This window comes from Paenibacillus sp. AK002, from assembly GCF_053903045.1.
On the sequence record NZ_CP096377.1, the window covers coordinates 4,987,417 to 5,013,517 of the forward strand.

A 26,101-nucleotide genomic window follows, 5' to 3' on the forward strand; every position below is an offset into this window, starting at 1 on the left:
TTATACCGACTACTCCTTAAGAGAACCTACCAATACGCCTTTCACAAAATATTTCTGGAGAAATGGATACACACAGATGATCGGGGTCGTTATAATGATGACGAACGTCATCCGCAACGCTTCCGGCGTTACTCCTCGCAATTCCATCTGCGTCTCGGTCATGTTTTGAATGGCGGATCCGCTATTTCCCGACGACGACGTCATCGACTGGAAAGACGCTTCGCTGATCATCTTGTTAAGAAACGTAGCGGCAGGCTGCAGCTTTTCATTCTGTATGAAAAACTGACCGGTAAACCAGTCATTCCACACGCCCACCCCGACAAACAAGGCAATGGTAGCAAGCACCGGCATCGATAGAGGCAGAATGATTCTTGCAAATACCGACAACTCGCTTGCCCCGTCGATTCGGGCCGATTCCGACAGACCTTCAGGGATCCCGTCGAAGAAGGTTTTCATGATAATCGCATTGAAAAAGTTATATAGGGACGGCAGCACCAGCACCCAAAACGTATCCAGGATGTGGATTTGCCGGAACAGAATGAACGTCGGAATCAGTCCGCCGCTGAACAACGTGGTGAAGAAAAAGAAGAATACGATGTATTTTCTTCCCGGCAAACCTTTCCGCGAAAGGGCGTAGGCTAATAAGGCCGTCAAAAATACGGAGGCAACCGTAACCACAAGGGTTCGGGTAATGGAAATATAGAAGGAATTTAGGATCAAAGTGTTGCTAAAAGCTTTTGCATAGTTTTCTAATGTAAACACTCTAGGGAAAAAATAGATTCCCCCCTTCATCGCATCGTAGCCGTCATTGAAAGACAGGGCTAGAAAATAGATAAATGGATATAGCGCCGTAGCGCAGAATAAAAGCAGCACCGCATAGTTAAGCGTCATATACATTTTGTCTGCCGGCGACAGCCTACTTGCACCCATAACACACACCTCCTTATCTTCAGTGCTAGCTGATTACCATAACGATACGTTACTCACGCGTCTGGATATATTATTGACAGCAACAATGAGCAGCAGCGAGATCGCAGATTTGAATAAACCGATGGCCGTGGAATATGCTAATTGCCCCTGTTGGAGGCCTGTTTTTAAGACATAAGTGTCTAAAATCTCCGAGACGCTTAAGGTTGCCGGGGACTGCATCAGCCAGATTTGGTCAAAACCCGCGTTCAGTATTCCGCTGAGTGAGAAAATAAGCAATATGGCGATCGTTGGCGTAAGACATGGAAGCGTGATCTTGAATAGTTTGCTCCACCTTCCAGCCCCGTCGATTTCCGCAGCTTCATACAAGTGTGGATCGATATTCGTTAACGCGGCTAAATAAATGATCGAACCCCAGCCTACACCTTTCCAGATGTCGGATATGAGGACCAATGGATAGAATAATTCCGGCTTTCCCATAAAAAAGATGGGATCCAAACCCATTTGGTACCGAATGTCATTGATAAGCCCTACGTTCGGAGACAGGATTTTTTGAAGCAAGGTAACGACAACGACCCACGAAACGAAGTGCGGCAGATAGGAAATCGTTTGAAACACTCGTTTGATTTTTTTGTGCATGACGGCATTGAGCATTAAGGCTAGGATCAAGGGAGCTGGAAATCCGAAAATAAGTTTAAGGGCACTAATGGATAACGTATTTCGGAGCACATCATAAAAACTGGAATCGTTTAAAAACTGCTCGAAATATTTAAATCCTGCCCACGGACTCCCCAATATCCCCAAATTGAATTTGTAGTCTTTGAATGCGATGATAATGCCGTACATCGGATAGTAAGCAAACACCAGGAACCAGATAATAGCAGGAAGCAAAAATAAGTATATGTGCCTGAAATACCATATTCTAGTTAGTTTCTTATTCTTTTTTAATTGTTCAAATCCAGGGATAAGAGCACCCTTTGGTACCATTCTCCGAACACCTCCTACATCTTCGTCGTACGGTATATAGCGACTGTCTCCCCCTCCTCCATTGCAAGCGGTTTCAATTTTATAGTTTAAATATATTCAATATGGTGTAGGAATCATTCCACAATTTCCTCATTTGGTTAAAAAGTAACCTTAAGTTATAGATAAACGGGGCAAAAGCCCCTATCCCCAACCTTCTTTTAGGTGTTTTTATTCCTTGGCAAGGATACATTATATTCAATATATCCTTATGAAATGGTCTGATAAAAAGTAATATTCTGAGATGTAGCGACCTGTGGTAGGGTTTGAAGAGCTTCTGCTGGATTTCTTTATCGAATTGATTTTGGGAATATTATGGGGGGAGGATTTCATGAGTGGTTGACCTAGTAAAAGAGTCCGTGCAGCCATCGCTCTCCATTGTCAGGCTCCGATAGAAAGCGCATCGGACTCGTTATTAGGTTGCATATATAGGAAGAAGCGGGTGTGGGTATCAGAAAGTGGATGCAACGTTTTTTCCCGTCGTCTCGCCAATGACCAATTCCGGCTCCACTAGGGTTTTAAAGTATTTTCCGTCTTGCCCGTCATCACTGTTAATGACCTCTAGCAGCGTATAAGCCGCACGGTAGCCCATGTCTCGTTCAAATTGTTTAACATGCGTGAACGCGCCGTATCCTTCGATGATGGAAGTCGGATCGTCAAAACTGATGATGGATATGTCCTCAGGCACCTTCAATCCGGCTTGACGCGCAATCTGATAGATTTTTACTCCAAGAATTCCGTTAAGCGTAATATAAGCCGTTGCCATTCGATTTTTGATATAGCGGTACAATGGATGGGTTTCAGCTTGCTCAAGGCTTCCGATTTCAAAACCGGTTACGATGTGGGCAGGGTTAATGAGTGCTCCCTTTTCCTTGAAGGCATTCATATATCCATCGATCCGTTCTTGAACGGTTACGGTTTGTATGGGCGAATCGGAGCAGATGGCGATTTCACGATGCCCCAGTTCCCACAGGTAATTTACCGCCATGTTAGCGCCAAGCCTGCCGTCCGATGCGATATAGTGAGTTTCCACCCCCGGAAGGTAACGGTCAATGAGAACAAACGGAAACCCCGCAAATTTCATGCTTAATATTTCCTCGTTGAATAATTCCTCGTCCACCGGGAAAATCAATAACCCTTCCACTCCGATGTTACTGCATGTCTGGATCGCCTCTTTTTCCTTATCAATATCGCCCTCTGATAAATAGATAACGCAGCGGTAATCGTTCTCATTCAGCGCTTGCTGTATACCTTGTATAAGTCGAATCGTAAAATAATCATAAATGCTGGGCATAATGAGCCCTATCAACCGTGTCCCCATTGCTCCGCTAGTTTTATGGACAGGTTTTACGGCACTTATCGGAGGAGTGGCCGGCATTTGAGATTCGGGCTCGCTTACAAAAGTCCCCTTTCCGGGCACCCTGGTTATGATTTTTTCGTTAACCAAGCCGGCCAGGGCATTAACGACCGTAATCTTGCTTACTCCAAAGCGCTCCATGAGTTCCTTTTCCGTAGGTATACGGTCTCCAACCTTCAGTACCTGCGACGATATCAACTCGCGTATATACTCTTGAACCCTCTGATACAAAGGCATTCTATCCGTAGAGCTCAACCGAATCACCACATTTCATTCAATATGTTTAATATATACATTACGAATGGTGTAAGCGTTTTATTCCATGCTCTAATTATGGAAACAGCGGCAGCCATGGACGAGAAAATAATGTCCTAGACTGCCGCTGTTTTATTGAACTATCGTATTCGTTGACTTGCGTGGGTGTAGTTTAACTCTTCCCTACGACTTCCTTAAGAGCACTTACTATACCCGCAGTTCCCGCACGTCTTGCATCCCTCGATGTTAATCAAGGACGCCCCGCCGCAGGACGGGCACAGATCCAGCGACATGCTGCCGCCTGCATGCGCGCCATGTCCGCCGTTGCCCGCGGCTGCCGTTGCCTCGGCTTCGCCTGCATCGGCAGGCGCCATCGTGGCTGCAACCGGTGCCGGATCATGGTCATGATCCGCCTCGGCGTTGTTGGCCACGTGCGTCTCGAGCGCCTTCGCCACGGCGTCGGCGATGGACTCGACGCGGTTCGCGCCGAAGCCGATCGCGCCGGTGCCGCCGATGCCCTTGAGGTGCTTGATCAGCAGCTCCACCTTGTTGCCGTGGTCCCCGTAACGGAGGAACAGGGAGCATACGCGGCCCAGGGCTTCCGCCATCGCGAACACATCCGATCCGGCTTTGCCGACGTTCAGGAAGATTTCGCTTGGAATGCCGTCCAGATCATTGATTGTGATGTACGCCATGCCGAACGGCGTGTTCATTTTATAGGTTGCGCCGCGCAGCACTTGCGGACGCTTCTTGTATTGTTTATCCAGTCCGCTCTTGCTCGGCGAGGCTGTTACAGCCACGCTTCCAGCAGCCGGCTCCACGCTCGCCGTTTCCTCAGCGGCTTGGCCTGCCGCGCTTTGCTCCAGCGCCGTTTCCGCGGTAGAAGCTGTCGTCGCTTCGGCGGCTTTGTCTTCTTTTTTCTCCGTCTGCAGCACCTGCACGTCGCGGCTGCCGTCGCGGTAGATCGTTACGCCTTTGCATCCCAGATCGAATGCCAGCTCATACAGGCGTTTCGTATCTTCAACCGTGAAGTCCGCCGGACAGTTCGCCGTCTTCGAGATGGAGCTGTCCACCCAGCGCTGAATCGCCGCCTGCACGCGGATGTGATCCTCGGCGGAGAGACTCATCGCCGTGACGTAATAGTCCGGAAGCTCTTCGCCCGGATGGCTGTCCAGCCAATCCTGAGCAATCGGCACGAACTGCTCGTCGAAGCCGAGACGGCTTTGACGGAAGTATTTGAAGGCAAAGTACGGCTCGATGCCCGTCGACGTTCCAACCATCGTACCCGTGCTGCCTGTCGGTGCTTGGGTAATGACGGTAACGTTGCGGGCCCCTTTTTTGCGGACCGCTTCGGCAACTTCCGGATACACCTCGGCCATATTTTTCATGAAGCCGCTTTGCAGATACAGTTCGGCATCGAATGCCTGGAACGAGCCCTTCTCCTCGGCAATATCCGCGGATGCAAGATACGCTTCGCGCGCGATGAAGCCATACAGCTTATCCAGGAACTCCAGCGATTCCGGGCTGCCGTAACGGATGTTCAGCTTGATCATCAGCTCGGCCAGACCCATCGTTCCGAGGCCTACGCGGCGCTCTTTTTTCTGGTTTAATTCGTTTTCTTCGAAATGGTAAGGCGTCCGGTCGATGACATTATCCAGGAAACGCACGGAGTAACGCGTCGTCGTAGCCAGCTCATCCCATGCGACGTCATGATTCGCTTCATCGTAGAACTTCGACAGGTTCATCGCGGACAGGTTGCATACGCCCCAGCCCGGAAGTCCCTGCTCGCCGCAAGGGTTGGTACAGATGATCGGGTTGAAATACCAGCTGTTGGACATCTGGTTGTAGTATTCCATGAAGACGACGCCCGGCTCTGCCGATTTCCATGCGGACTCGATAATGGTGTGCCATACCTCGCGTGCTTTAACCGTTTTATATGGAATGATGCTGCGTCCGGCCTTCTTCCATTTATCCAAATCGCCGTCCCACAGCTCATCGTAATCGGGATCGGTGGTGTCCGGGAACACGAGCTCCCAGTCCAGATCTTCCTTCACGGCTTTCATGAAATCGTTGCTGACGCATACCGACAGGTTCGCGTTCGTGACTTGTCCCATCGTCTGCTTCACCGTAATGAAATCCTCCACGTCCGGGTGCCAATCGTTGATCATCAGCATGAGCGCCCCGCGGCGGCTTCCGCCCTGCTCGATCAGGCCTGTCGTATAACTGAACAATCCTCCCCACGATACCGCACCGCTGGAGGACCCGTTCACACCTCTGACGATCGCGCGCCGAGGACGAAGGGAAGACAAGTTGATGCCGACACCGCCGCCGCGCGCCATAATCTCGGTCATCTCGCTCAGGGTTTCCATGATGCCGCCCCGGCTGTCCTTCGGGGAAGGAATGACGTAACAGTTGAACAGCGTCAATTCATCGCTTGCACCCGCTCCGGCCGCAATCCGTCCGCCCGGCACCAGCTTCCAATCATCCAGAATCTCGCGGAACTTCCCGCGCCACTCTTCCTGCAGTTCCGGCGTTGCCTCAACCGATGACATGGCGGCTGCGAGTCGATCCCACATTTCTTCCGGCGTTTTCTCGATGGTTAACGTCAGCTTCTCCACATCCGACTCCACAAGCTCGCCCTTCCGTGTCTTTACGGTGACCTTGCGGCCTTCGCGTTTCACGATTTCGCCAACTTCCTTGGTCGGAAATTTAGGATCATCCTTCGTCAGCACGAGCACCACGTCGCCGACCTTGGCGTTGTTGGTGTCCGCATCCTTCCAGGCATACCGGTCCAAAAAGATCTTCTCGCTTAAACCTTCCAGCCGCTGATTCTGCATCGTACTCAAGTGCAACTACCTCCTATATAAGATATAAAATTAAAAAGATTCCCAAGTATGTGCTCACCAACAACATAACCTGTTATGTAGCCGGTCAAACATCTAAAACCACTATATACACCACATATAGTGCTGTTTATTCATTATACTACACTATATATAGGTTAACTATGCCGATAATGTGAAAATTAAGCCGACAGTTCCAAGCTCCCGCGCGCAAGCTTCCGCTTTCTTCCTCTCGCTCTCTTTTTCGCTGATCCCTATGAAAAAAAAGGATGAAAATATCCAATTCCAGCAGCCGTGCGCTCTATAGGGTATTCCGCGGCTCCCGAATCCGTGCAAGGTTATGAAGACTTCTTTTTTCGTCCATACTACATATACACCGCTGGCCCGGAATCTTTCATCACAGGAGGAGATCGACATGAACCAACAGCCATCTGCCGACTCAGGCATGATTTTCGACCCGCGCCTTCCCGTTCCATTGCAGATCGACCGTTCTTGGTTTGACGATCTCTCTGGCCGACTGGACAAAGGAGGTCCTTGGGGTGACTATCGTCTGGCCCAGCTTGCCGTTGAGGGCGAGAAATCGCGCCTCGTTACAAGCTTTGAAGAACTGCAGTGCCTCAAGCACCTTGGCGGTTTATCCCCACTCCCCCATCAGACCGATACCGCAAGACGCGTTTTGTTCGAGATGTCGGGCAGAGCCATTCTGGCGGATGAGGTGGGACTTGGCAAGACGATTGAAGCCGGTCTTATTTTAAAAGAATACATCGTGCGCGGACTGGTATCCAAAGTGCTGATTCTCGTACCTGCTTCCCTGGTGCTGCAATGGGTCCGCGAGCTGAACTCCAAGTTCGGCATTCCCGCGGTCGCGCAGAAAAAAGCGTACTCCTGGGGCAATGACATCGTTGTCGCCTCCATGGATACGGCCAAGCGCGATCCGCATCAGGAGCTTCTGCTGAACGAGGAATACGACATGCTCATCATCGATGAAGCGCACAAGCTCAAGAACAAGAAAACATCCAATTATCAATTCATCCAAAAGCTGCGCAAAAAATACTGTCTCCTGCTCACCGCCACGCCGGTGCAGAACGATCTCAGCGAGCTCTTCAATCTCATCACGCTGCTGAAACCGGGCCAGCTTGGCGGCCAAGGACAGTTTGCCGCTAATTTTGTCGTGGATAAACGAAGACCGAAGAACCAGGACCAGCTCAAGGATGAGCTGTCCAAGGTCATGATCCGCAACCGCCGGGGCGAGGGGGAAGTGAAGTTCACGAAGCGGTCCGTCCGCAACGTGGGACTCAGCCTTTCGCCTGAAGAACAGTCATTATACGACGGCGTTACGTCCTTCGTCAAAGATCAGTATCAGGCAGCTGGGGGAAATTTAAGCAGTATGCTGTCGCTCGTCACCCTGCAGCGGGAAGTATGCAGCAGCCGGGATGCCGTCTTCGTAACCCTTGTTAATCTGTCCAAGAAGCTGCCGGAGGACTCTCCGCTGCGCGATAAAATCTGGGAACTGGTCTATCTCATCAAGGCCATCAAAGCTAACACCAAGGCGGAAAAAGCCATCGAGCTCATTCAGCAAATGAACGAGAAGGTCATCGTCTTCACGGAATATCGGGCCACGCAGGAATACTTGCTCAATTATTTTCGCGATCACGGGCTGATTTCCGTCCCGTACCGGGGCGGCATGAACCGCGGCAAGAAGGACTGGATGATGGATCTTTTCCGCGGCAAGGCGCAGGTCATGATCGCGACGGAAGCCGGCGGCGAAGGCATCAACCTGCAATTCTGCCACCATATGATCAACTTTGACCTGCCCTGGAACCCCATGCGGGTCGAGCAGCGGATCGGACGCGTGCATCGTCTCGGCCAAACCAATGACGTGAAGATCTACAACCTGTCGACTTCGGGAACCATCGAGGAGCATATCCTGAACCTGCTGCACGAGAAGATCAACATGTTTGAGATGGTCATCGGCGGGCTGGACGTTATCTTGGAGCGCTTCGAGAAGAAGGAATCGATCGAGAAGAGCCTGTACAAAATCATGCTGGAGTCCGGCAATGATGATGAAATCCGCCAGCGCATCAGCACATTGGGCGACTCCATTCACCATATCAAGCAGGACATCGAGCTGGAAAGCACGGCCGAAGAAACTCTCAGAGAGGAAGAAGCCTAATATGACCATGACGCCGCAGGAGGTGCAGCAGCACTTCATGGCCTATTTGGAAGCCACCGAATGCACCGTCATCGAAAAATCGCCTGAGCATGTCACCGTGAAACTGTCGCCGCAGGCCGACAAAATGCTCACCAACCGCCCCTATTACTGGGGGTTCGTGGAACGTACCGGAGCTCCCGCCGAAACGCTGTCGTTCAACTTCGTGTTTGATCCGGAAAAATACGACGAACGGCTCGCCAAGGCCGAAGAAGCCAAAGCCAAAACCCAGCTCAACGCACCCGCGCAGGATCCGCTGCTGGCGCGCTATTACGGGAACGCCCCGGTACTGCCGATCTTGGGGCCAGGCCGCATTCAGCGGGAGAATATCGGTTACGGCAGCAGCCGGCTCGCCCAGATTTGGAATGCCTCCCGCGAAGAGGGCAAATGCGTGTATCTGTTCCAGCAGCGGGATGCCGAACCGCGTCCCAGGGGCCGTTCCACGCCTTATGAGCAGTGGCTGGGCGTCTGCTTCAAGGTGGAGTTCAGCTGCGATCTGAAGCGGGAGGAATTGTTTTTTCTCGGAATCTCGCTGTCCGGCCGCTCGATTACCGAAGACTTCCCTGCCATTCTGAATGGGCGCGAATTGACTCCTCGCCTTCCGGAGAGCGTTCACGTCAGACCGGCGGCTCTCACCCTGGAGCAGGCCGCAGCTGCCCTGGAGAATCATCTGATCAACAAGCTGAGCAAGCTGGATTACGATTGGGCGGCGAAGGCTAGGGAACGCCTCAAAGACGAACTCATGGTCATCGACGGCTACTACGAGGAATTGCTCAAAGAGCAGGACGAAGAGAAAAAGGCGCAGATCGAGGAGCAGTACAAGAACCGCCGGTCGGAAATGCAGTGGCAGTACGAGCCGAAAGTGAGCCTGTCCGCCATAACCTGCGGTCTGTTTCATCTGTGTTCGCCCGTGGGCGCGTCTTCATGACGCCTCTCTACAAAAGCAGGCAAAAAAAGAACCATTCTCCCTTCCCCTGCCGCGACAGCTTGCAACAGCCTTTGCAGAGCTTGTCCGATATGATGATTCCATCACATCCATGGCGCGTAAGGGCCAAGGAAAGGCGGTTAAACATTTGAAGCTGTGGAACATGGAACCCCATTACCAGGATGACAAGGACAACATGCGCAAACCTAAATCAATCGACAACAAACGCTTTATCCAATATCGAAGGTGGTCTGCCTCCTTCATCGTAACGGCACTGCTGTGGTTCAGCACGATCCACCCGCAGGCAGGCATGGCTGCTGCTCGTGAAGCAGACAACCCCAATCCTGCGAGCGGCGTCCGTGCGGCAGACGCTCTGCTTGCAGTCCAGTCCAGCCTCGCCTACAGCAGCATCCAGGCTCAAGTACCGGAAAGTTTGGTGGACTATGCAGAACAGACCGTGGATCAACTATCGGTGCATGCGCCATTTACTGCCTGGGACGGAGCAGAGCTGGAATTCACCCCCCTCGGTCCGGGCACGCACGGATGGCTGGTCACGATTTCCGATCAGGGACTGCCTCAGGGCTACATGATTATCAGCGCAGGAGAAGACGGTGGATATATCTTGAGCGAATACGGGATCGGCTCCACCCTTCCCTACAGTCAAGCACCGCTGAATGAACGGCTTGCGGCCGAGGGATTTCTGAAGGCCGGTGGATCTTTGCCGAAGGGAAGCAGCGTGTGCAAGCTGTATGACGTATCCCCTGTCTGGCAGGTTCAGCTTCCCGGTAAGAAGCCGGTTTATATCAGTGCACTGAATAGCGAAGTCCTTCCGGATGAACTCCAGCAGACAACGACGGCGGTCAAGCCGGTATCGGCTTCGATGCCGGCGGCAAGCAAGGGATTGGTAACTTCATCCGCTCGCTGGATTGCCGGTGCGCCAACCATTGCAGCCGGCGATTCCCGGGATCCTTACGATAATCTGCTGTGGCTGACCTCAAGCAATCTGACGGCCCGAAGCAGTACCGATCTGCGGAATCTACTGCAGGAGCACTCCAGCCTGATATTCAAATCCAAAAAAAGCAATGCCGCATACGGAGCTCCTTTTACCTTAAACGGGTGGCACCGCTGGTCGACAGGGATTCGGAAGCATCCTGCAGCGCTCTATGTGTCGGTTCCATTGCGTAACACGGATACCCTCCGCTTCCTGCCGGCATCCCGCTTGATCGGACAAGGCCAGTTCTATGCTCAACCCAAATGACGCGAAAGTGCAAGTAAGCGGGCTAACAAGTCCGTCATTCATGCGAACCAACCATAAGCCCTCATTCCTTCAGCATCCCAGACGGACAAAAGGACGCGGCCCTTATCAGGGCCCGCGTCCTTCATCGTTTCACATGGTTTTTTTCAGTGCGTACTTCCTAGCGTCGACTGCCAGCCAATACCATGCAAAAACATGCCCCAAGTCTGGCATCCGGCTGTACAGGGTGCCGTGCGCACGCCTACAATAGCTGACTCCATTAAGGAACATACGGCAAATGAACAGCAGCAGCTTTACTTTTGCCTTTTTTTGCGCTTGGAGGATACGTCGTCTTTCCACAGCGACATGGAGAACGGAATCATGCCGAACCACCTTGTGGTCCAGGATTCCTTCACCTTCGCCTTGCGCCGAACTTCCTTAGGCGTATCTATATAGTTAACCACGCGCTCGGTAATATATTTGATCAATTCATCTCCGCTTGCCATACGAATCAACTCCTTATGGTTTATCCACGTCCCAGTATCAGTGTGCTCCATTCCGACCGATTCTAGACTCCTGTTTAACGGCATGATTTTTCTGCCTAATGCACATTCTAATAAAGCCGAAATTTTTACGTGAAAGAAGGAATCCATCATGATTAAGTCAGCAGGCGTATGTTTGCTTCTCTTGACGCTGGTACTCCCCGGTTCTGTCACGGAAGCAAGCCCAGTAAAGAAGCAAGCCCTGAAGCTTCCAGCACATGCCGTTCATCCGAAAGTGATGCCGGCAGCCCAGCTTTCCGTAACGCCGGAATCAACCCATTCCTCAGGACGGGAAATCGACCAATCACATCTTAGGCACCTCCACCCATTTGCACATGATGTCGTGCTGATCGATGTGGGCCATGGCGGAATCGACGGCGGAACGTCGTATGGGGACATTCTCGAAAAAGATATCAATCTGGCCATTTCACGCAGACTGTTCATGCTGCTGCGCAAGGAAGGCTATCATGCCGTGCTGAATCGCGACGCCGATTACGCGCTAAGCGACGATAACCGCTGGCATCGAACCTCCTCCAGGCATCGCCGCGATCTGTCGCAGCGCAAGCAGCTCAGCAGCGAAATCCCGACCAAGCTGGTAGTCAGCGTTCACGTGAATTGGGGGAAAAATGCGTCCAAGCGCGGCGGCATCGTACTGCATCAATCCGAGGGCCGAAGCACCTTGCTCGCGGAAACCATTCAAGAACAATTGAATTTGGTATATCGCAGCAACAATGGCATCATCGTAGGCAAGCCTTATTATCTGCTCAATCAAACCCAAGTACCTGCCGTCATCGTGGAAACCGGCTTCCTCAGCAATATGGAGGACCGGAAATTATTGACCAGCCGAAACGGCCAAATGATGATTGCCGAAGCCATCGCTGACGGGATTATCAGTTATTTAACAGCTCTTTAAATAGGAGCTGTTTTTTTGTTGGGCGTCTGGCCTACAGAATCCTGATTCCAGGCCTTTAAACCCATTTTTATGTTATAAAAACTAACATCAATATGAAAAAAGCATCATTTTTTTCGAAATATTTACTAGATTTTTCCGAAAATTATGATAGTATATCTAACATAAATTAAGATAGATGAATCGAATGGGAATTGGGGGAGATCGTATGTTTGACTGGCTTGGGTATCGCCAAGGACTTCCGCTTTGGATTTCATGGCGTCTGAATCGTAATTTGAAGGAAGACATCGAGGACATATTCGAAGGCATTGCCGAGACGCGCAAGGAGCTGCTGTTCTCCTGGAGCCATGAATATTGGGGACATCTGGACCGATTGAAGGAGCAGCTGAACAAGGACAAGACCCATGGTTCAACAGTCGGCAGCGAGCATCCTCATCCCTTCTCTACAAGCCCATTGAACCAGGAGCAGCTCTTCTCCGCTTTGTACTCGCGCGCTGCCGATTTCACGGAATTATTCTTGCTGAACCCTTCGGGTGAGGTCACGTACTCTACATACGCTTCGCACGTTGGAACCAGCTACAGCAAGAGCAGTCCATTGGGCCACGCAATCATTCATCTCGCCGGCTCGGATACCGGTAAATTGCTCTTCGGGCCGTATGCGGATCCCGTCACGTTCACTATCGGTCCCCGCTCCTCTGCTTTTCACGACAAAATGACGCTGCTGTTCATGAATGCCCTTTACGTCGACGATACGTTCGCCGGCATCCTGTGCGGCCGGGTGCCAAACGACGTGATCGGGGATATAATTCAACGGGAATCCGGCCACGTCTATCCCGATTCCGGCGACAACTATATATTCATGGCCAAGCCCGAGATGAATCGGCATATTGCTCCGGGCACGGCCCTTTCCAGAAGCCGCTTTGAAGACCGGACCTTCACGCACGGCGAGAACCTGAAGGACGGCGTCACGACCGACTGGGGGACCGTATCGGTTCACGAACATACGGAGCTGGAGCTGATGTTCACCGACCCGGCAACGGGTCAGCTTCATCCAGGCGTAGCCAACACCATCGCGAACGGAAGCAATCTGTTCGTGGACTTCCCCGGTTATTCCGATTACCGCCACATCCCGGTAATCGGCAAAGGCGTGACGTTCCGCCTGCCCCACTGTCCGGATGTTTGGGGGATGATGTGCGAAGGCGATCTCGAAGAGGTTTACCGCATTCGCGGCATCCGCTTCAGACACGCTAAGCTCCACGGCTTGTCTACCCTTGTCTCGAGCCTCCTGACGGCTGTCATTGTTTTTATTACGGCTCTTTATTTATCTCCGGCATTCGCAGCCACGGCGGGAGGATTAGCCTGCTTGGTCACCGGCCTTCTCACCTCTTCCCTGGTCGGCCGTAAAGAAATCGGGCGAATCGCGGATCGTCTACGCAGCCTCAACCGCTTCATCCGCATGAATGCCGAAGGCAGCGGAGATCTGACGCAGCGGCTGGACCCCCGCCAATTCGATCAGGATGAAACGCGCGAATTAGCCAAATGGATCAACAATATGATCGATTCGCTGGAAAGCATCATGATGCAGGTGAAGTTGACGGCAGGCGATGTTTCCTCCAGCCAACAGGTAATGAACGACACCACCGCCGTCACCGTTACTTCCGCACAGCGTGTCAGCAGCAACATTAGCGAGATGATCCGCAGCATGCGCAGCCAGCTGCAGGATATCGATGCCGTGAAGGACAGCGCGGAACGGATGCGGGAGACGCTCCGCCAGCTGGAACGCCAAGCGAATGAGCAGATTGATGTGGCGAAGAATGAAGTCGTCCGGATCGGAGACAAGATGTCTCATATTTCTGCGAAAGTCGAGGAAACAAATCAGACCATCCGCACGTTCATGGGAACCGTTCAGGAAGTTACAGGCGTCCTGCACGCGATCGAACAAATATCCTCCCAAACCCATTTGCTGGCCCTGAATGCTTCCATTGAAGCGGCACGGGTCGGAGAACACGGACAAGGTTTTGCCGTCGTTGCAACCGAAATCCGCAAGCTGTCCGAACTGACCAGACAGTCCACGGAAGAGGTCCACCGGATTATCGGCCATATCTATCAGGACGCCCAGCACGCCGTGCTATCGATGAAGGAAGGGACCCGGGTCGTGGAAGAAGGAAATCTGCTGGTTTCCGCGGCTTCCGAGCTGCTTGCCGCCGCAGCCGAAGACGATCTGCGCAAGCACCAGGCCGTAGATGAAGTGGTTCAGCTGATGGAGAAAATCGCTTCGGTCAGCAAGGAGAACCGAAAGATTTCCAAGGATGTGGAGAGCAAAGTGCAGGAGCTGTCGCAGGAAATCGAAAGCGTAAGGTACACCTCAGGCAATGTCGAAGCCATAGCGAAATCGATGCAGCAGCTGGTAGGTCAATTCAAACTCACCGAAGCCCGCATCCGATAAAACGGAGGAGCGCAGCATATAAACAGCCTTCCAAGCATGAAACTCGGAATCACCGGGACTCTTGCGCGGAAGGCCGTTCGTTTTATATTCAAACCCGGTCTCGGCTGATCTTAACGGTTGAACCTTCCACCGGTCTCGTCACTCGATTCCGGACCTGTTTCGGGTGCTCAAGGAAGATCTAATACGAGCGCAGCGGATCAGGCCGCCAGCTTGAGTGCTCCCTGACGAGATCGCTGATCCCGACGAACTCCACTTTTTTTTGCAGTTCCGGGATCGTGCCTTTCAGCGCCTCTGCCGTTCGGATTCCATATACGCCAACATGGCCGATTGCAATGCAGGAAGTTCTCTCTACCGCATGCTGCGCCGCGGTCTGCAGCTGCTTGCTCACATGCTGTACGGTATGAACGTCATCCAGGAAGATATCGTTGGCGATGGACGGCATTCCCATCGATGCTGCCAGTTTGCCGACCACGCTGTAGTAATTCGTTTTGCTGTCGACGAAAAACAGCCCTCTCTCCCTACAAACGTCGAGCACGATGGACATGACCCGTTCATCCCCGGTAACCTTGGAGCCCATGTGATTATTAATCCCAACGGCATAAGGAACCGAATCGATTGCCTCCTCCATGCGTTTACGAATTTCCTCATCGGTGAGCGAACTTAAGATAGCACCCGGTCCAAGCCAGGAAGACCGGCCCTGCTTAGGCTCCATGGGCATATGAATAATGACGTCATGCCCTTGCTGGTGCGCGGCCTCGGCATCTTTCTTGCTCGTCGGCAAAAACGGCATCACGGCTACCGTGATTTTGACAGGCAGATTGAGCATTTCCTCGGTCCCTTTCTGATCATTGCCAAAATCATCGATAATGACGGCCAGCTTATTCGGCTTCTTTTCCTGCGCGGATCTGCCGTGACCGGATTCTTCGTGCACGTTTCGGGTATCATGGTTGAACGAATCAGCAGCATTAACCACCCCCGCCCCGTACCCGATCTGTGCTCCGCTCAAGATCCCCCATACCAAACACAGCAAGATCATCGATTTTCTATATCTTTCCCGCATTGCTACGCCCCTTTCCACTCATCATCATGATAGCCTTACCTAACCGTATTGTTTGAGAAAAGCTATTCAAATATGTAATTACAGGCATAAATGATTGTATTCCGCATGGGGGCCGGCACAAGAAATTAAAACAAGACGCTTCCGGGTCGCTGGGAAAACGTCTTGTTCGTATTTTTTCAGTTGCGTCTCAGATTCGTTCGAAAGCCAAAAGGAGGTTTAATCAGGAATCCTCCGCTCCCGCAATCACCTGCAGCGCATTTCCGACGGATTGCAGAAGATTGCCGGCCACCGTAAGATCGTTGGCTTTCTTATTCGTTGCCGTGCCGCGCAGCTCCGCGGTAATTTCGGCCTGAGCCGCATTGGCGATCGATTGCATCGCGTTCCCTAGGATGGAGAGCCTTTGTCCTTCATCCTGCTGCTTCTTTCTTTTGGACAGCATTTTCGTTTGACCCAGAGCGGCGATATTCGTTCCCAATGCTTGCAGCCAAGCATAGGCGGCAAGCTGTTCTTGGAGACTCCATGACTTGGCTGGCAAGGCAATCCCTTCTTTCAACTATTCATATCAATATTTAATATAATACGCGAATGCTTCGTATTTGTTTAAGTCATTCATCCTGTCCCAGAGAATCCCAAAGCAAAAAAGCTCGCAAACTGCAAGAACAGTTTACGAGCTTTCTCATTAGATGCGGTCGAGAGGACTCGAACCTCCACGGGGGTAAGCCCACACGGACCTGAACCGTGCGCGTCTGCCAATTCCGCCACGACCGCATGTATGTTGTCCACCTTCGAGCCAAGCTCTTATCAGCGGCGACAAGATATATAATATCACGCTAAATAAATCGAGTCAACACTTTTTTTGAACTTGATTAAAAACCTTGTTTTCGGTTAAAATAAGAACATAAGTTCTCATTCAATATCCATTTTCTATATAAAGGCGGTGATGTTGATGGCCATACAGGCTGTTACAACGGAAGAACGGGCATTGATCAAGAGTTACCTGCTGCTGATGTTCATTCATAAGGTGTTTGAGCGGGATTGCCGTATCATACAGGAGAGCGGGGTTTTCAAAACCCCTCAGTTGTACGTAGAGGTTGTGGGAAACGGCGCCAAACGTGCCGCAGTGCTCCTTCGTGAGGTGAAGCAGGAATTCACCAAGCGGGCGATCAAGGTTTATGACATCGGGCAAAGCCAGGACGGGATTCAGGCACGATATGCCTGTCGGGGATACATTGGGTCGATGAACATTCTATGGCCATCCTTCCGTGAGGAGATGATGGATCGCATGCGAGCCTATCTCGGGCTCGTTCCGCCTGAGAGCGAGTCCACCGAGCAAGCCCAACCTCCTGCCGCTGCTTTACTTTCGCGCGCTAGCATCGCTGTGCCTTAAACGAAAGAATAACCGCCTCCCCGACTGAACAAGCGCTGCGGGGGAGACGGTTATTTTTATCATACACATCAATGAAGGTTATGCTGCACGCGGGTCAGTCCCTGCGAGAGAGCATGTCCCGCGCTGGCGGCAGACGCCACGGCTACGGCCTCCATGATCTGAGCATCCGAGGCTCCCTTGGCACGGGCCTCCTCCATATGGTAGAAGGTACACAGCTCATTGTTGGCAAACAATCCGATCCCCAGCGCGATCAGCTGCTTCGTTCTCGCATCCAGCTCGCCATCCTGAAAGCAAACGCCGGTGAACTGATGATACGCTTCTGCCATGTCCGGCATGCTCTGCTTCAAATTCTGAATTTCATTTTTGTATGCCGAGACCTTGTCATTGGACATTTCCATAACCAAAAGCACCTCTTCCCGAAAAAATAGTTCCGAGGTTAAGTTGTCCGACGAATTCGAGATCTATGCTTATTCTTCGACCGGGCTGACTCTTGGCTCTTTTTTGAGCTGGTAGCTGTAGCGCCGATCCAGTTTAACGACCCGCCGGTTTCTGCGGCGGATGATAACCTGCTCCGGGTCCCAGGCTACGACGAACCCTATAATATCATTGGTCTCCAGCCCATCCCGCACAACCCGGACCAGTTCGCCGGAGAGCCGCAGCTCATTGAGTCTTTCATCGCTGATCATCGCCATTCCTCCTTCATCACTTACTGTGCAAAAAAAGACCTAAATGAGATCATTTAGGTCTTTTGAATGCGTTGCGATATCGACAAACATCCCGATTAAGAGATGTTCTATATACCCATTAACGCTGAGCCGGCTCGATGCTGTCATTCTTCTCGTACCAATAATCCAGCACGGTGGAAGACATGACGCGCTTCTCGATATATTCGACCTGCTGAGGCGTAAACTGTTCCTTCCATTCGAAGGAAACCTCCTCGCACAATCCGGCAATCGTCAGCAGTTCTGACCAGGCAACATAGCGTTTGTACCAGAAGAACTGAGGATGTTCAATCATATAGGGATATAGATCATCAAACTCCGTATGTTTACAATCCAAAGCACGTTCAAAATGTACCTTCGCTTCATACAGCTTCTCAATCAAAAACGGCTCGGTTACAGGTTGTTTCCCCATGGTGCTGCCTCCTCTCTCTTGCCTACCTCTTTATTATAAGCGAAAATCACGGAGGCGAAAAGATTTAGTTGAGATTTTAGGCGGAAATCCCATTATCATTTACTTCAAATTACCATTTTTTCTCTTCGCTTAGACTAGGGTACAACCGTTCATGACCTAAGACCCAGCCCGTGACAAGCGATCGAAGACAAGCCTAAGGAGCCCCTTAGTTTTAGCTGAACGAAATCTTCCCATCCTCAAGCGACGATATGGTGACAAGCGATTCCACGTGAACATGCTGTTCCCGCAGCGTTCTCGCCCCGGCTTGGAAACTCTTTTCGATCACGACGCCAAGCCCGATTAATTCCGCCCCGGCCCGATCAATGATTTTGATCAGCCCTCTCGCGGCGTCTCCGTTTGCAATAATGTCATCGATGAAGAGCACTTTATCGCCCTCGCCGATAAACTGGCGCGACACCATGATATCCGTGACAATGCCTTTGGTGAAAGACGGCACACGCTCGCATAAGGCGTCTGGATCGGCGAGCAGCGTTTTTTTGCGCCGGGCGAATATCATGGGGACTCCCAATTCAAGCGCTGCGGCAAAGGCAACCGATATGCCGGAGGATTCCAGCGTAACGACCTTGGTCACGCCGCTCTCTTTAAATCTCGCCGCAAATTCCCGGCCCATGTCCATAATCAATGCCGGATCAACCTGATGCGTCAGCAGGGCATCCAGCTTCAGCACCTGATCCGACAACACGACGCCTTCTTTAACAATCCGCTCCTTTAACCAATCCATCCCAAAGACCTCCCATGATTCCTTTGTCGTAAAAGTAACATATTCCTCCCTGTACGGCAAGTACAAACGGATGCTCCGTCATTTAACTTGCTAGTTCCCGTCACAATTCCTGACATAGCTTTCCGCTGCTTGGCGCTATGCCTCCAAATCCCCTCCAGACGCAGGCCTTGGACAAGTTAAAGTCATGTCCCGGCTCAGCCAAGCATACCTTGTACTATGCAGAACGATTAACTTTCAAGGGGGGACGCGAGGCTTGCGTAATTTTATGCGTGTTTTACAGATCGCCTTTACATATATCGGAACCGTCGTTGGCGCGGGCTTTGCTACCGGCCGGGAAATCCTTCAATTCTTTACCCAGTACGGCCACTGGGCTACACTGACCATTGTGCTTACGACGGGATTATTCATTTGGCTCGGCACGAAAATCATGACAATATCCAGGCGGATCGGAGCCAAATCCTTTGAGGATTTGAACAAATTCCTGTTTGGCGAGAAAGCCGGCGTCTGGATCAGCCTCTTCATGTTTGTCATTCTGCTCGGGGTGAACAGCATCATGCTTGCCGGTGCCGGATCTGTGTTTGTGGAGCATCTGAATTTGAGTTATCAGACCGGATTGTTTGTCACGATGATCGGGACTTTTTTTATTCTCAGAAAAGGCATCCAGTCCATCATGACGATGAACAGTCTCGTCGTGCCCATGATGCTGACCTTATCGGTGGCGGTGATCTCTCAAACGCTTCAGTCCCCGGGCGCCACCCGTTTCTTAACCTTGACCACCGACCACAGCCTGCCTTCGGTTTGGCTTGCGCCGCTGCTCTACACCGCCTTTAACCTGGTGATGGCGATGCCGGTGCTGGTCCCGCTCGGCAGCCAGACCGAAAGCGCGCGAACCGTAACCTGGGGGGGCATCATTGGAGGAACGGGCGTAGGGTTTATGCTAATGGCGGCGCATTTTGCGATGTCCGCCCATATGCCCGGCATTAGCCAATACGAGATTCCGATGGGCAGCATCGCCAACCAGCTGGGCTGGTTCGTACAGATCATCTATCTCATCCTGATCTTCCTTGAAATTTTCAGCACCTTCGTTGCCAATATTTACGGCATCACCCTCCAGGTTCAGCAGCGAACCTCGCTCTCCCCGAGAGTGATCACCCTTGGCATCATGGTGTTCTGTTATTTCTTCAGCCAGTTCGGCTTCAGCTCCCTGCTCTCTCTGCTCTATCCGATGTTCGGGGGATTGTGCCTGCTCTGGGTGCTCCGGCTGACTTTATTCGGAACACCTGAAATCAGGGGTAAATAAAAGGGCTCTCCCAAAGGTGCGTAACGCCTGCCTTTGGGGAGCCCTATCTTATGGCTGCATCGGGATGAGCCGTGCATCCGGTATGAGTTCCATCGTCTGCTCGGCGACATGTCGATGACACGTCATCATGACAACCTGCCGATTACGGGACAGTTCCGAGATAGCCCCGAGCGCATGCCGCAGCCGATCGCCGTCGAAATTAACGAACAGATCATCAAGCAGCAGCGGCAGCCCCGCCGCATGCGGCATCGATTGGATCAAACCGAGCCGCATGGCCAAATATAGCTGCTCCGCCGTTCCCCGGCTCAATCGGCTGCTCTCCACCAGCTCACCCGTCGGGCGTTCAGCCAGCAGGATCTGGTCTCCCAGGCGCATCACAACCCGGCTGTACATACCGCCGGTCAGCATCGAGAAGTACCGGGAAGCCAGCTGCAGCACCTGCGGCTGTTTCTCTTCCTCATACATGCGCCGAGTGCGTTTGATAAACTCGGAGGCCATCGAACGCACCGCATATTGGGACACGAGTTCCCGCAGGGCGGATCGGTGCTCCTCGAGCTGCTGCAGGGCGGAATCCTGGTTACCCGCCGATTCCAGCGACTCCCTCTCCTGAAGCAGCCGCCCGCGCCGTTCCTGGAGCTCGTCTCGAAGACGGTGCGCGGCCGATGCGGCCTCCTCCTTCTCGACGCACTGAGCTTCGAGCTCGGCAGCATCGGTGAGCTCAAGCAGCTGCACCAGCTGCCTGCGGCCCGTCTCGTCCCACCCGCTGAACATGGTAATTTCATGATGGCGGATCGTGCGGACAAGCTCCTCCCGACGCTTGGCAGCAGCTCCCATGCGAAGAAAGGTTTCCTCGTCCGCCGATCGGGACGATGCGATTAAGGCCGCTTTGCGCTGCCGCAGCCCTTCCCGCTCCTCTTCCATCGCTGCCGCCTCTTTACGCAGCTCCTGGATTCGCTCGGATAGGACTTTACGCTGCCTTGAATCCTCTTGGTACGCCTTCCATCGGGAATGGATGCCGCTAAGTTCAGCCACGCCCGGATTTCGGCTGCCGTCAGAGTCGGCATCTGGATCCGCCGCCGTGATCTCATGGCATTGGACGATATAATCCTCTGCCTCTCTTAACAGGATATCCATTTTCAGACCAAGCGACTTTTGCTGCCGGATCAGCTCCTGTCCCTGCTCAACCTTCACGAATACATCCAGCATCACGTCAGGCGACAGACTCTGCGGGAGTGACCGGGACATCAGCCAGGACTCCCACTGCCGTTCCAGCTCCAAATACCGCTTCTCTTCCTGCTCGATGGCGCCGTGGATCGTTTTTAATTCAGCTGCTTGCAGGGCAGACTTCTCCTCAGCCGCCGCACAATCAGACGTCAATCGATCGAGCCGCTGACGCCAGGCTTGCCAGCCCTCCATCACGGACCGAAGCTCGCGCATTCTCGCCTCCACCATGAGGGGGTCACGAGTCAATGCAGCACTTCGATCCCTTCGGCTGCCCGGAATCGTGCTCCCTGTTGCCGCGGCATAGGGAGCTGAGACCAGACTGGAGTAAAGATGGTCCACATGTTCCGTTCCCTGACCGTCCAGCATGGAAGTGCCTTCCGAAGCTTCATCCTGAATCTCGCGCCCGCGTTGAGCGCCCCAGTAGATATATCCCATACCAAGCAGCATCACGATGCCCGAGACCACGGCGGCTTCCGCGGCTCCCGTCCATAACAACACGGCTGCAAGCAGCAGCGTCATGACCGCCATGCCCGATAGCAGCCCCGCATACATCCGGGGGAGTCGTCCTCTCCCCGGCCGGCGTGTCGAAGCAGGCACGGGCCCGGCACCGGACAGTCTGCGCTCGCGCCAACGCTCGATTTCCAGCTGCAGCTGATTCCACAACGCAGCCGTCTCCTGCGGCACAGCAGGCTTAATCATCGCAAAGGCCTCCTGGCCCCTCTCCGACTCCTCGCGCAGCTGCCGCCTTGCTTCCCGCAGCGCCGATTCGGCTGCAGCCGCCGAGCGCTGGGCCCCGCGCTGTTCAATGAACAGCGCCTCCATCCGGCGATCGTACCCGGCAAAGGCAGCACCGATCCGCCGTACCTCCTCACGGTCTGAGGCGGACACCGGCAACGACAGCAGCTCTTGCCGGGTCCATGCCGGATCGATATCCCGGAGCAGCTGCTCCAGCCGGTTTTCCTGAGCTTTATATTCGGCCGTTAGCTCGGCAAGCTCGCGGTTCCCGGCTTCATGTAGACTTCGTTTTGCCCACAGCTCCTCAATCCGCTCGCCGTATTGTTCCAAGAAATCGTTCACGGGTAGAGCCGCCAGCTTATCCTCCGCATCCTCGATCGCCTGCTCAACGCGGATGGACTGGGCAAGGAGGACCCGCTCTTCCTCCAGCATCTTGTCATAACGGGGCATTCCATCCGGGGGAAAATGGCTGCTGTCCATCAGGTCCTTCAATTCCACCCCGGCCTCTTGCCATTCCAGCCAAGCCGGACGGATCTCCAGCGCTTTGCGAAGCAGCGATAAATCCTCGCCAGCCCTGGCACCTTCCTGCTCCAGCAAGTTTAAACGGCGCTCTATATCCAGAATGGAGCTTACGACCTCGTTATAGCGGGATACGTAAGCCCGGCTATCTGCAACCCGGGTTCTTAAATCCTCTATGGACTGCAGCAGCTTGGCGGTCTGCTGTACCTTCCCGCGAGGCTTATACAGCTTGTCCATCTCTTGGGACAGCTTGCGTTCGGCCTCCAGGATGTTGGCTCCGCCGCCGATCCCGGCATGGAACAGGTAGCCGCTCATCTCGGCGGACTGGAGACTGCGGATTTCCTGCAGCTCGCTTAACGAGATGGCAAACAGCTGGCGAAACATGTCCCTGGACACGCCGCCCAAGGCGTATTGTTCCAGCTCCTGCTGCCCGAGCTCGATCACGAGCCCGTTATCCGCTTGTTTATGAATATGTACACGTTCGCCCTTGCCGGAGGCGGCATCCCCGTCCCTGGACCGGTTATAGCGCCGGACCACCCAAGGTATCCCCTCCTTATCAAGAAAACGCAGCTCGCCTCCGTGAACACCTTCCCCGGAGGGCTCTCCGCGTTCCGCCGGCGAGCCCTTGCCCGGAAACCCGTAGAGCATGGCGCTGATAAAATGCAGGACCGTGCTCTTCCCCGCTTCATTCGGTCCATACAGCACGGTTACAGGGGCATCGATGGAAATGCTCATGTCCCGGACGGCTCCGAAACCTTGTATGTTCATCCGTTCCAGCCTCATCTTCCGGCACCTTCCTCCCGCGAACGGCCTCGCAGCAATAACCCTAAAGTCAGCTCCTCCGCCCTGCGAACCCAATCCAGCATTTCCTCCGGACTCGTCTCGTCAAGCAACGAGCGGATCTCCGCATGTTCCATAAGAGGCTCCAACCCCTTAGCAACAACCCCGTCCGGATCATGAATTCGTTCCTGCTCCTTCCGGATAAGACGAAGCAAGTCCCCCGTAAAGCTGTCCTCCGCCAGAAGCCTCTCCGTATCGATCGCATCCCCGGATTGAAGCGAGAAGCTCTCGATCCAGACGCAGCCCCGATAGCCGCATGTCTTGCCCTTTGAGGCCTCTCTTCTCCGCAGATCGGTCAGCAGCTCGTCCAGCACGTATCCGCCCTCCAGCTGACGATGAACCGGACTTCGTCCCGTAATCCGAACGCGGATCATGCTTAGCCGATCCGCGTTCGCTCTGGCTGTTTCGGTGAGGATGGACTCCAGGGAGCGTCGCCATTCGTCGACGTCCCGGCAAGCATCGATAGGCGCTTCAACGATGTTCCATCGCATCGAATCGAGCTCATGGAAGCTGAGCTTCGTGTTGAAGCTGCCGTCCACATCGACGACATAACATCCCTTCGGGCCCGTCTCCCGGACATGGCGTCCCTGGATATTGCCCGGGTACACAATATAAGGAGATTCCTGCAGGGTGCGGCGGGAGTGGATATGCCCCAGCGCCCAGTAGTGGAACCCGGCCTGAACCAGCTCCCTTTTCGTACAGGGAGCATAGGTTTCGTGCTGGGGATCTCCGTCCACGTTCGCATGCAGAAGTCCGATATGATAGAGCCCCGGTGAGGGAGCAGGATAGCGGATCGCAATATTATCCGTGACCTTCGAGGTCGGGTACGACATGCCGGCGATGACCGCCACTTCTTGATGGTCCGAACGGCGAACAGCCGTTACGGCTGCAGGCTCTGCCCCAAAGACATGGACATGGGAGGGAAGCGTCATGGACAGCTTCGTGCTGTCGAGCGGATCATGATTGCCGTGAATCACATAAACCGCGATCCCTTCCCGCCCCAAGCGGTTGAGGGAATCCAGGAAGCGAAGCTGGGCCCGCAGCGAAATGTTGGAGCTGTCGTAGACGTCTCCGCTGATGACGATAAAATCAACCTGCTCCCCGATGGCGAGCTGCACAAGCCGCTCCAGCGCACGGAAGGTCGATTCCTGAACGAAGGACCGCAGATCCTCATCGAGTCCGCTGATTCCGATAAACGGACTGTCCAGATGCAAATCAGCAGCGTGAATAAATCGAAAAGAAGCCATAACCGATCCCTAACTCTCTATCTGGGGTTGAAATTTTAAATACATTTTTTTCAGTTCGTTCACGGATCTGGACAAGGAGTATTGGTTCTTTGCCTTATCCGAAGCGGTCCGGGCTAGCTCGTAACGATAGAGCGGATCGCTGATGACCTTCTCGAGCGCCACGCTGAGCGCCATCGGATCTTCAGGCGGTACAAGCAAACCGTTGACCCCGTCCTCAATCTGCTCGGCGATGCCGCCGACGTCGGTCCCTACCAAGGCGAGACAGCTGAGCGCCGCTTCCGCGAACACCGATCCGAACGCCTCTGCTCTCGAAGGCAGGACAAAGATGTCAAAGAACGGCATGAACTCCTCCGGATGCAGCGTGTAGCCGTAAAAAATCGTCTCCTGGTAGATGCCCAGCGTTTTGGCCATCTCCTCGAGCTCCTGGCGGGAAGGTCCGTCGCCGATAATATGAAGGACGTAATCATATCCCTTCCGTTTCAGTTCCGCGCAGGCCTGGAGCAGAATATCCAATCCTTTTGCTGGCACCAGACGGCATACCGTAATCAGCTGAGGCACCGCATTTTCATGGGGAACGGGCTTGAATCTCTTATCATCGAATCCGTTATGGATGACGCCGATCGATTCGGGCGTGTTCACGTAGGGAGACATATACGCCTTGAAGGAGTTCGACACGGTCAGCAGTCGGTCGCTGATATGCTCTAGCTCCTTGTACAAAGACACCAGGAACCTGTGTTCCAGCCCTCCCTCCTTGATTCTTCCGTTGAGGATCAGCTCGCGCTCGTAACTGGAGTGCACGGTTTGGATGAGCGGCACCTCGGGGAATACGGCTTTCATCGACATGCCTGCGATCGGATGATGACTATGGATAAGATCATAAGGCTTTTGAATGCGCAGACGGGTCCACCACAGATAATCCCGGTAGGTTTGAAGGTATTTGGCCACGATCGGGCTCCCTTCGAACTCTCTCCAATCAAACGTGTGGAATGCCGGATCCTCCTGGCCTTTGTTGCGGATCCGCTTAGGCAGCCAGAACATCTCCATCTCCCAGCGGGAGGAGTGAAAGCGCTCCTGCAAATATGGAATCATGGACGAGACGCCGCCCGGCTGTTCAGGAGGGAAGAATAACGCCTGAAGAAGTTTCATGGGGATCCCCCTTTCTCTAAATCTCTTTTCAGATTCTTTTTCGATATGATATATTAG

21 protein-coding genes and 1 tRNA gene are annotated in these 26,101 nt (G+C 53.2%); 7 read left to right on the top strand and 15 right to left on the bottom strand.

What is annotated here, in order from left to right:
* Positions 1-9 precede the first annotated feature (9 nt).
* The 4 genes from M1D70_RS22285 to M1D70_RS22300 all read right to left on the bottom strand — a co-directional run bounded on the left by M1D70_RS22285 (position 10) and on the right by M1D70_RS22300 (position 6,399).
* Positions 10-930 (bottom strand): carbohydrate ABC transporter permease, encoded by a 921-nt coding sequence (locus M1D70_RS22285; RefSeq protein ID WP_009589795.1) that lies wholly within the window; start codon positions 928-930, stop codon positions 10-12.
* A 33-nt stretch (positions 931-963) separates the two neighbouring features.
* Positions 964-1,818 (bottom strand): ABC transporter permease, encoded by an 855-nt coding sequence (locus M1D70_RS22290; RefSeq protein ID WP_456287985.1) that lies wholly within the window; start codon positions 1,816-1,818, stop codon positions 964-966.
* A gap of 583 nt (positions 1,819-2,401) precedes the next feature.
* Positions 2,402-3,544, bottom strand: coding sequence for a GntR family transcriptional regulator (locus M1D70_RS22295; protein ID WP_083829907.1), 1,143 nt, complete (start codon positions 3,542-3,544; stop codon positions 2,402-2,404).
* 212 nt (positions 3,545-3,756) lie between these two features.
* Positions 3,757-6,399 (bottom strand): adenosylcobalamin-dependent ribonucleoside-diphosphate reductase, encoded by a 2,643-nt coding sequence (locus tag M1D70_RS22300; RefSeq protein ID WP_456290482.1) that lies wholly within the window; start codon positions 6,397-6,399, stop codon positions 3,757-3,759.
* Positions 6,400-6,820: 421 nt separating this feature from the next.
* Here M1D70_RS22300 and M1D70_RS22305 point away from each other — a divergent pair, with 421 nt between their 5' ends.
* The 3 genes from M1D70_RS22305 (at position 6,821) to M1D70_RS22315 (ending at position 10,797) form a co-directional block, all read left to right on the top strand.
* Positions 6,821-8,578, top strand: a complete 1,758-nt coding sequence (locus tag M1D70_RS22305) for a DEAD/DEAH box helicase (RefSeq protein WP_456287986.1) — start codon at positions 6,821-6,823, stop codon at positions 8,576-8,578.
* Between the two features lies 1 nt (position 8,579).
* On the top strand, positions 8,580-9,542 hold the full coding sequence (locus M1D70_RS22310; RefSeq protein ID WP_456287987.1) for a YqhG family protein: 963 nt from the start codon (positions 8,580-8,582) through the stop codon (positions 9,540-9,542).
* A 109-nt stretch (positions 9,543-9,651) separates the two neighbouring features.
* Positions 9,652-10,797 (top strand): hypothetical protein, encoded by a 1,146-nt coding sequence (locus M1D70_RS22315; protein ID WP_456287988.1) that lies wholly within the window; start codon positions 9,652-9,654, stop codon positions 10,795-10,797.
* A gap of 290 nt (positions 10,798-11,087) precedes the next feature.
* Here M1D70_RS22315 and M1D70_RS22320 read toward each other — a convergent pair whose 3' ends face one another.
* A complete protein-coding gene (locus M1D70_RS22320) occupies positions 11,088-11,279 on the bottom strand; it encodes a YqzE family protein (RefSeq protein ID WP_009594854.1) in 192 nt (63 codons plus the stop codon).
* A gap of 148 nt (positions 11,280-11,427) precedes the next feature.
* Between M1D70_RS22320 and M1D70_RS22325 the strand changes: the two genes are divergently transcribed.
* Positions 11,428-12,228 (top strand): N-acetylmuramoyl-L-alanine amidase, encoded by an 801-nt coding sequence (locus M1D70_RS22325; protein ID WP_456287989.1) that lies wholly within the window; start codon positions 11,428-11,430, stop codon positions 12,226-12,228.
* A 205-nt stretch (positions 12,229-12,433) separates the two neighbouring features.
* Positions 12,434-14,671, top strand: coding sequence for a methyl-accepting chemotaxis protein (locus M1D70_RS22330; RefSeq protein ID WP_456290483.1), 2,238 nt, complete (start codon positions 12,434-12,436; stop codon positions 14,669-14,671).
* Positions 14,672-14,849: 178 nt separating this feature from the next.
* Here M1D70_RS22330 and M1D70_RS22335 read toward each other — a convergent pair whose 3' ends face one another.
* The 3 genes from M1D70_RS22335 to M1D70_RS22345 all read right to left on the bottom strand — a co-directional run bounded on the left by M1D70_RS22335 (position 14,850) and on the right by M1D70_RS22345 (position 16,499).
* Positions 14,850-15,731, bottom strand: a complete 882-nt coding sequence (locus tag M1D70_RS22335; protein ID WP_456287990.1) for a divergent polysaccharide deacetylase family protein — start codon at positions 15,729-15,731, stop codon at positions 14,850-14,852.
* 220 nt (positions 15,732-15,951) lie between these two features.
* Positions 15,952-16,266, bottom strand: coding sequence for a DUF6944 family repetitive protein (locus M1D70_RS22340; RefSeq protein WP_433940902.1), 315 nt, complete (start codon positions 16,264-16,266; stop codon positions 15,952-15,954).
* 149 nt (positions 16,267-16,415) lie between these two features.
* Positions 16,416-16,499 (bottom strand) — tRNA-Leu (locus M1D70_RS22345).
* Positions 16,500-16,677: 178 nt separating this feature from the next.
* Between M1D70_RS22345 and M1D70_RS22350 the strand changes: the two genes are divergently transcribed.
* Positions 16,678-17,118 carry a hypothetical protein gene (locus tag M1D70_RS22350; protein WP_009594815.1) on the top strand — a complete coding sequence of 147 codons (441 nt, stop codon included), beginning with the start codon at positions 16,678-16,680 and terminating at the stop codon, positions 17,116-17,118.
* A 68-nt stretch (positions 17,119-17,186) separates the two neighbouring features.
* Here the strand turns inward: M1D70_RS22350 and M1D70_RS22355 are convergent, their stop codons facing one another.
* The 4 genes from M1D70_RS22355 to M1D70_RS22370 form a co-directional block, all read right to left on the bottom strand.
* The gene (locus M1D70_RS22355; RefSeq protein ID WP_009594838.1) at positions 17,187-17,516 is read right to left on the bottom strand and encodes a carboxymuconolactone decarboxylase family protein; all 330 of its coding nucleotides are present in this window, start codon (positions 17,514-17,516) and stop codon (positions 17,187-17,189) included.
* 69 nt (positions 17,517-17,585) lie between these two features.
* Complete coding sequence (locus M1D70_RS22360; protein ID WP_009594842.1) at positions 17,586-17,804, bottom strand: hypothetical protein; 219 nt, start codon at positions 17,802-17,804, stop codon at positions 17,586-17,588.
* Between the two features lie 118 nt (positions 17,805-17,922).
* Positions 17,923-18,252 carry a hypothetical protein gene (locus tag M1D70_RS22365; protein ID WP_456287991.1) on the bottom strand — a complete coding sequence of 110 codons (330 nt, stop codon included), beginning with the start codon at positions 18,250-18,252 and terminating at the stop codon, positions 17,923-17,925.
* A gap of 211 nt (positions 18,253-18,463) precedes the next feature.
* Positions 18,464-19,033 carry a xanthine phosphoribosyltransferase gene (locus M1D70_RS22370; RefSeq protein WP_009594853.1) on the bottom strand — a complete coding sequence of 190 codons (570 nt, stop codon included), beginning with the start codon at positions 19,031-19,033 and terminating at the stop codon, positions 18,464-18,466.
* Positions 19,034-19,286: 253 nt separating this feature from the next.
* On the opposite strand from M1D70_RS22370, the gene M1D70_RS22375 reads away from it, so the two are divergent.
* Positions 19,287-20,333: a YkvI family membrane protein gene (locus M1D70_RS22375; RefSeq protein ID WP_009594806.1), complete on the top strand. Its 1,047-nt coding sequence runs from the start codon at positions 19,287-19,289 to the stop codon at positions 20,331-20,333.
* Positions 20,334-20,381: 48 nt separating this feature from the next.
* Here the strand turns inward: M1D70_RS22375 and M1D70_RS22380 are convergent, their stop codons facing one another.
* The 3 genes from M1D70_RS22380 to M1D70_RS22390 are packed head-to-tail and all read right to left on the bottom strand — an operon-like array spanning position 20,382 to position 26,044.
* Positions 20,382-23,546, bottom strand: coding sequence for an AAA family ATPase (locus M1D70_RS22380; protein WP_456287992.1), 3,165 nt, complete (start codon positions 23,544-23,546; stop codon positions 20,382-20,384).
* A gap of 44 nt (positions 23,547-23,590) precedes the next feature.
* A complete protein-coding gene (locus tag M1D70_RS22385; RefSeq protein ID WP_456287993.1) occupies positions 23,591-24,898 on the bottom strand; it encodes a metallophosphoesterase family protein in 1,308 nt (435 codons plus the stop codon).
* Between the two features lie 9 nt (positions 24,899-24,907).
* Positions 24,908-26,044: a glycosyltransferase family 4 protein gene (locus M1D70_RS22390; protein WP_456287994.1), complete on the bottom strand. Its 1,137-nt coding sequence runs from the start codon at positions 26,042-26,044 to the stop codon at positions 24,908-24,910.
* Positions 26,045-26,101 lie beyond the last annotated feature (57 nt).

What these genes read in the sequence shown, in the direction of transcription:
- M1D70_RS22285 (WP_009589795.1), bottom strand. Translation starts at nt 930, where the DNA reads ATGGGTGCAAGTAGGCTGTCGCCGGCAGACAAAATGTATATGACGCTT.
- M1D70_RS22295 (WP_083829907.1), bottom strand. Translation starts at nt 3,544, where the DNA reads ATGCCTTTGTATCAGAGGGTTCAAGAGTATATACGCGAGTTGATATCG.
- M1D70_RS22300 (WP_456290482.1), bottom strand. Translation starts at nt 6,399, where the DNA reads ATGCAGAATCAGCGGCTGGAAGGTTTAAGCGAGAAGATCTTTTTGGAC.
- M1D70_RS22305 (WP_456287986.1), top strand. Translation starts at nt 6,821, where the DNA reads ATGAACCAACAGCCATCTGCCGACTCAGGCATGATTTTCGACCCGCGC.
- M1D70_RS22310 (WP_456287987.1), top strand. Translation starts at nt 8,580, where the DNA reads ATGACCATGACGCCGCAGGAGGTGCAGCAGCACTTCATGGCCTATTTG.
- M1D70_RS22315 (WP_456287988.1), top strand. Translation starts at nt 9,652, where the DNA reads ATGGCGCGTAAGGGCCAAGGAAAGGCGGTTAAACATTTGAAGCTGTGG.
- M1D70_RS22320 (WP_009594854.1), bottom strand. Translation starts at nt 11,279, where the DNA reads ATGGCAAGCGGAGATGAATTGATCAAATATATTACCGAGCGCGTGGTT.
- M1D70_RS22325 (WP_456287989.1), top strand. Translation starts at nt 11,428, where the DNA reads ATGATTAAGTCAGCAGGCGTATGTTTGCTTCTCTTGACGCTGGTACTC.
- M1D70_RS22330 (WP_456290483.1), top strand. Translation starts at nt 12,434, where the DNA reads ATGTTTGACTGGCTTGGGTATCGCCAAGGACTTCCGCTTTGGATTTCA.
- M1D70_RS22335 (WP_456287990.1), bottom strand. Translation starts at nt 15,731, where the DNA reads ATGCGGGAAAGATATAGAAAATCGATGATCTTGCTGTGTTTGGTATGG.
- M1D70_RS22350 (WP_009594815.1), top strand. Translation starts at nt 16,678, where the DNA reads ATGGCCATACAGGCTGTTACAACGGAAGAACGGGCATTGATCAAGAGT.
- M1D70_RS22355 (WP_009594838.1), bottom strand. Translation starts at nt 17,516, where the DNA reads ATGGAAATGTCCAATGACAAGGTCTCGGCATACAAAAATGAAATTCAG.
- M1D70_RS22360 (WP_009594842.1), bottom strand. Translation starts at nt 17,804, where the DNA reads ATGATCAGCGATGAAAGACTCAATGAGCTGCGGCTCTCCGGCGAACTG.
- M1D70_RS22365 (WP_456287991.1), bottom strand. Translation starts at nt 18,252, where the DNA reads ATGGGGAAACAACCTGTAACCGAGCCGTTTTTGATTGAGAAGCTGTAT.
- M1D70_RS22370 (WP_009594853.1), bottom strand. Translation starts at nt 19,033, where the DNA reads ATGGATTGGTTAAAGGAGCGGATTGTTAAAGAAGGCGTCGTGTTGTCG.
- M1D70_RS22380 (WP_456287992.1), bottom strand. Translation starts at nt 23,546, where the DNA reads ATGAGCATTTCCATCGATGCCCCTGTAACCGTGCTGTATGGACCGAAT.
- M1D70_RS22385 (WP_456287993.1), bottom strand. Translation starts at nt 24,898, where the DNA reads ATGGCTTCTTTTCGATTTATTCACGCTGCTGATTTGCATCTGGACAGT.
- M1D70_RS22390 (WP_456287994.1), bottom strand. Translation starts at nt 26,044, where the DNA reads ATGAAACTTCTTCAGGCGTTATTCTTCCCTCCTGAACAGCCGGGCGGC.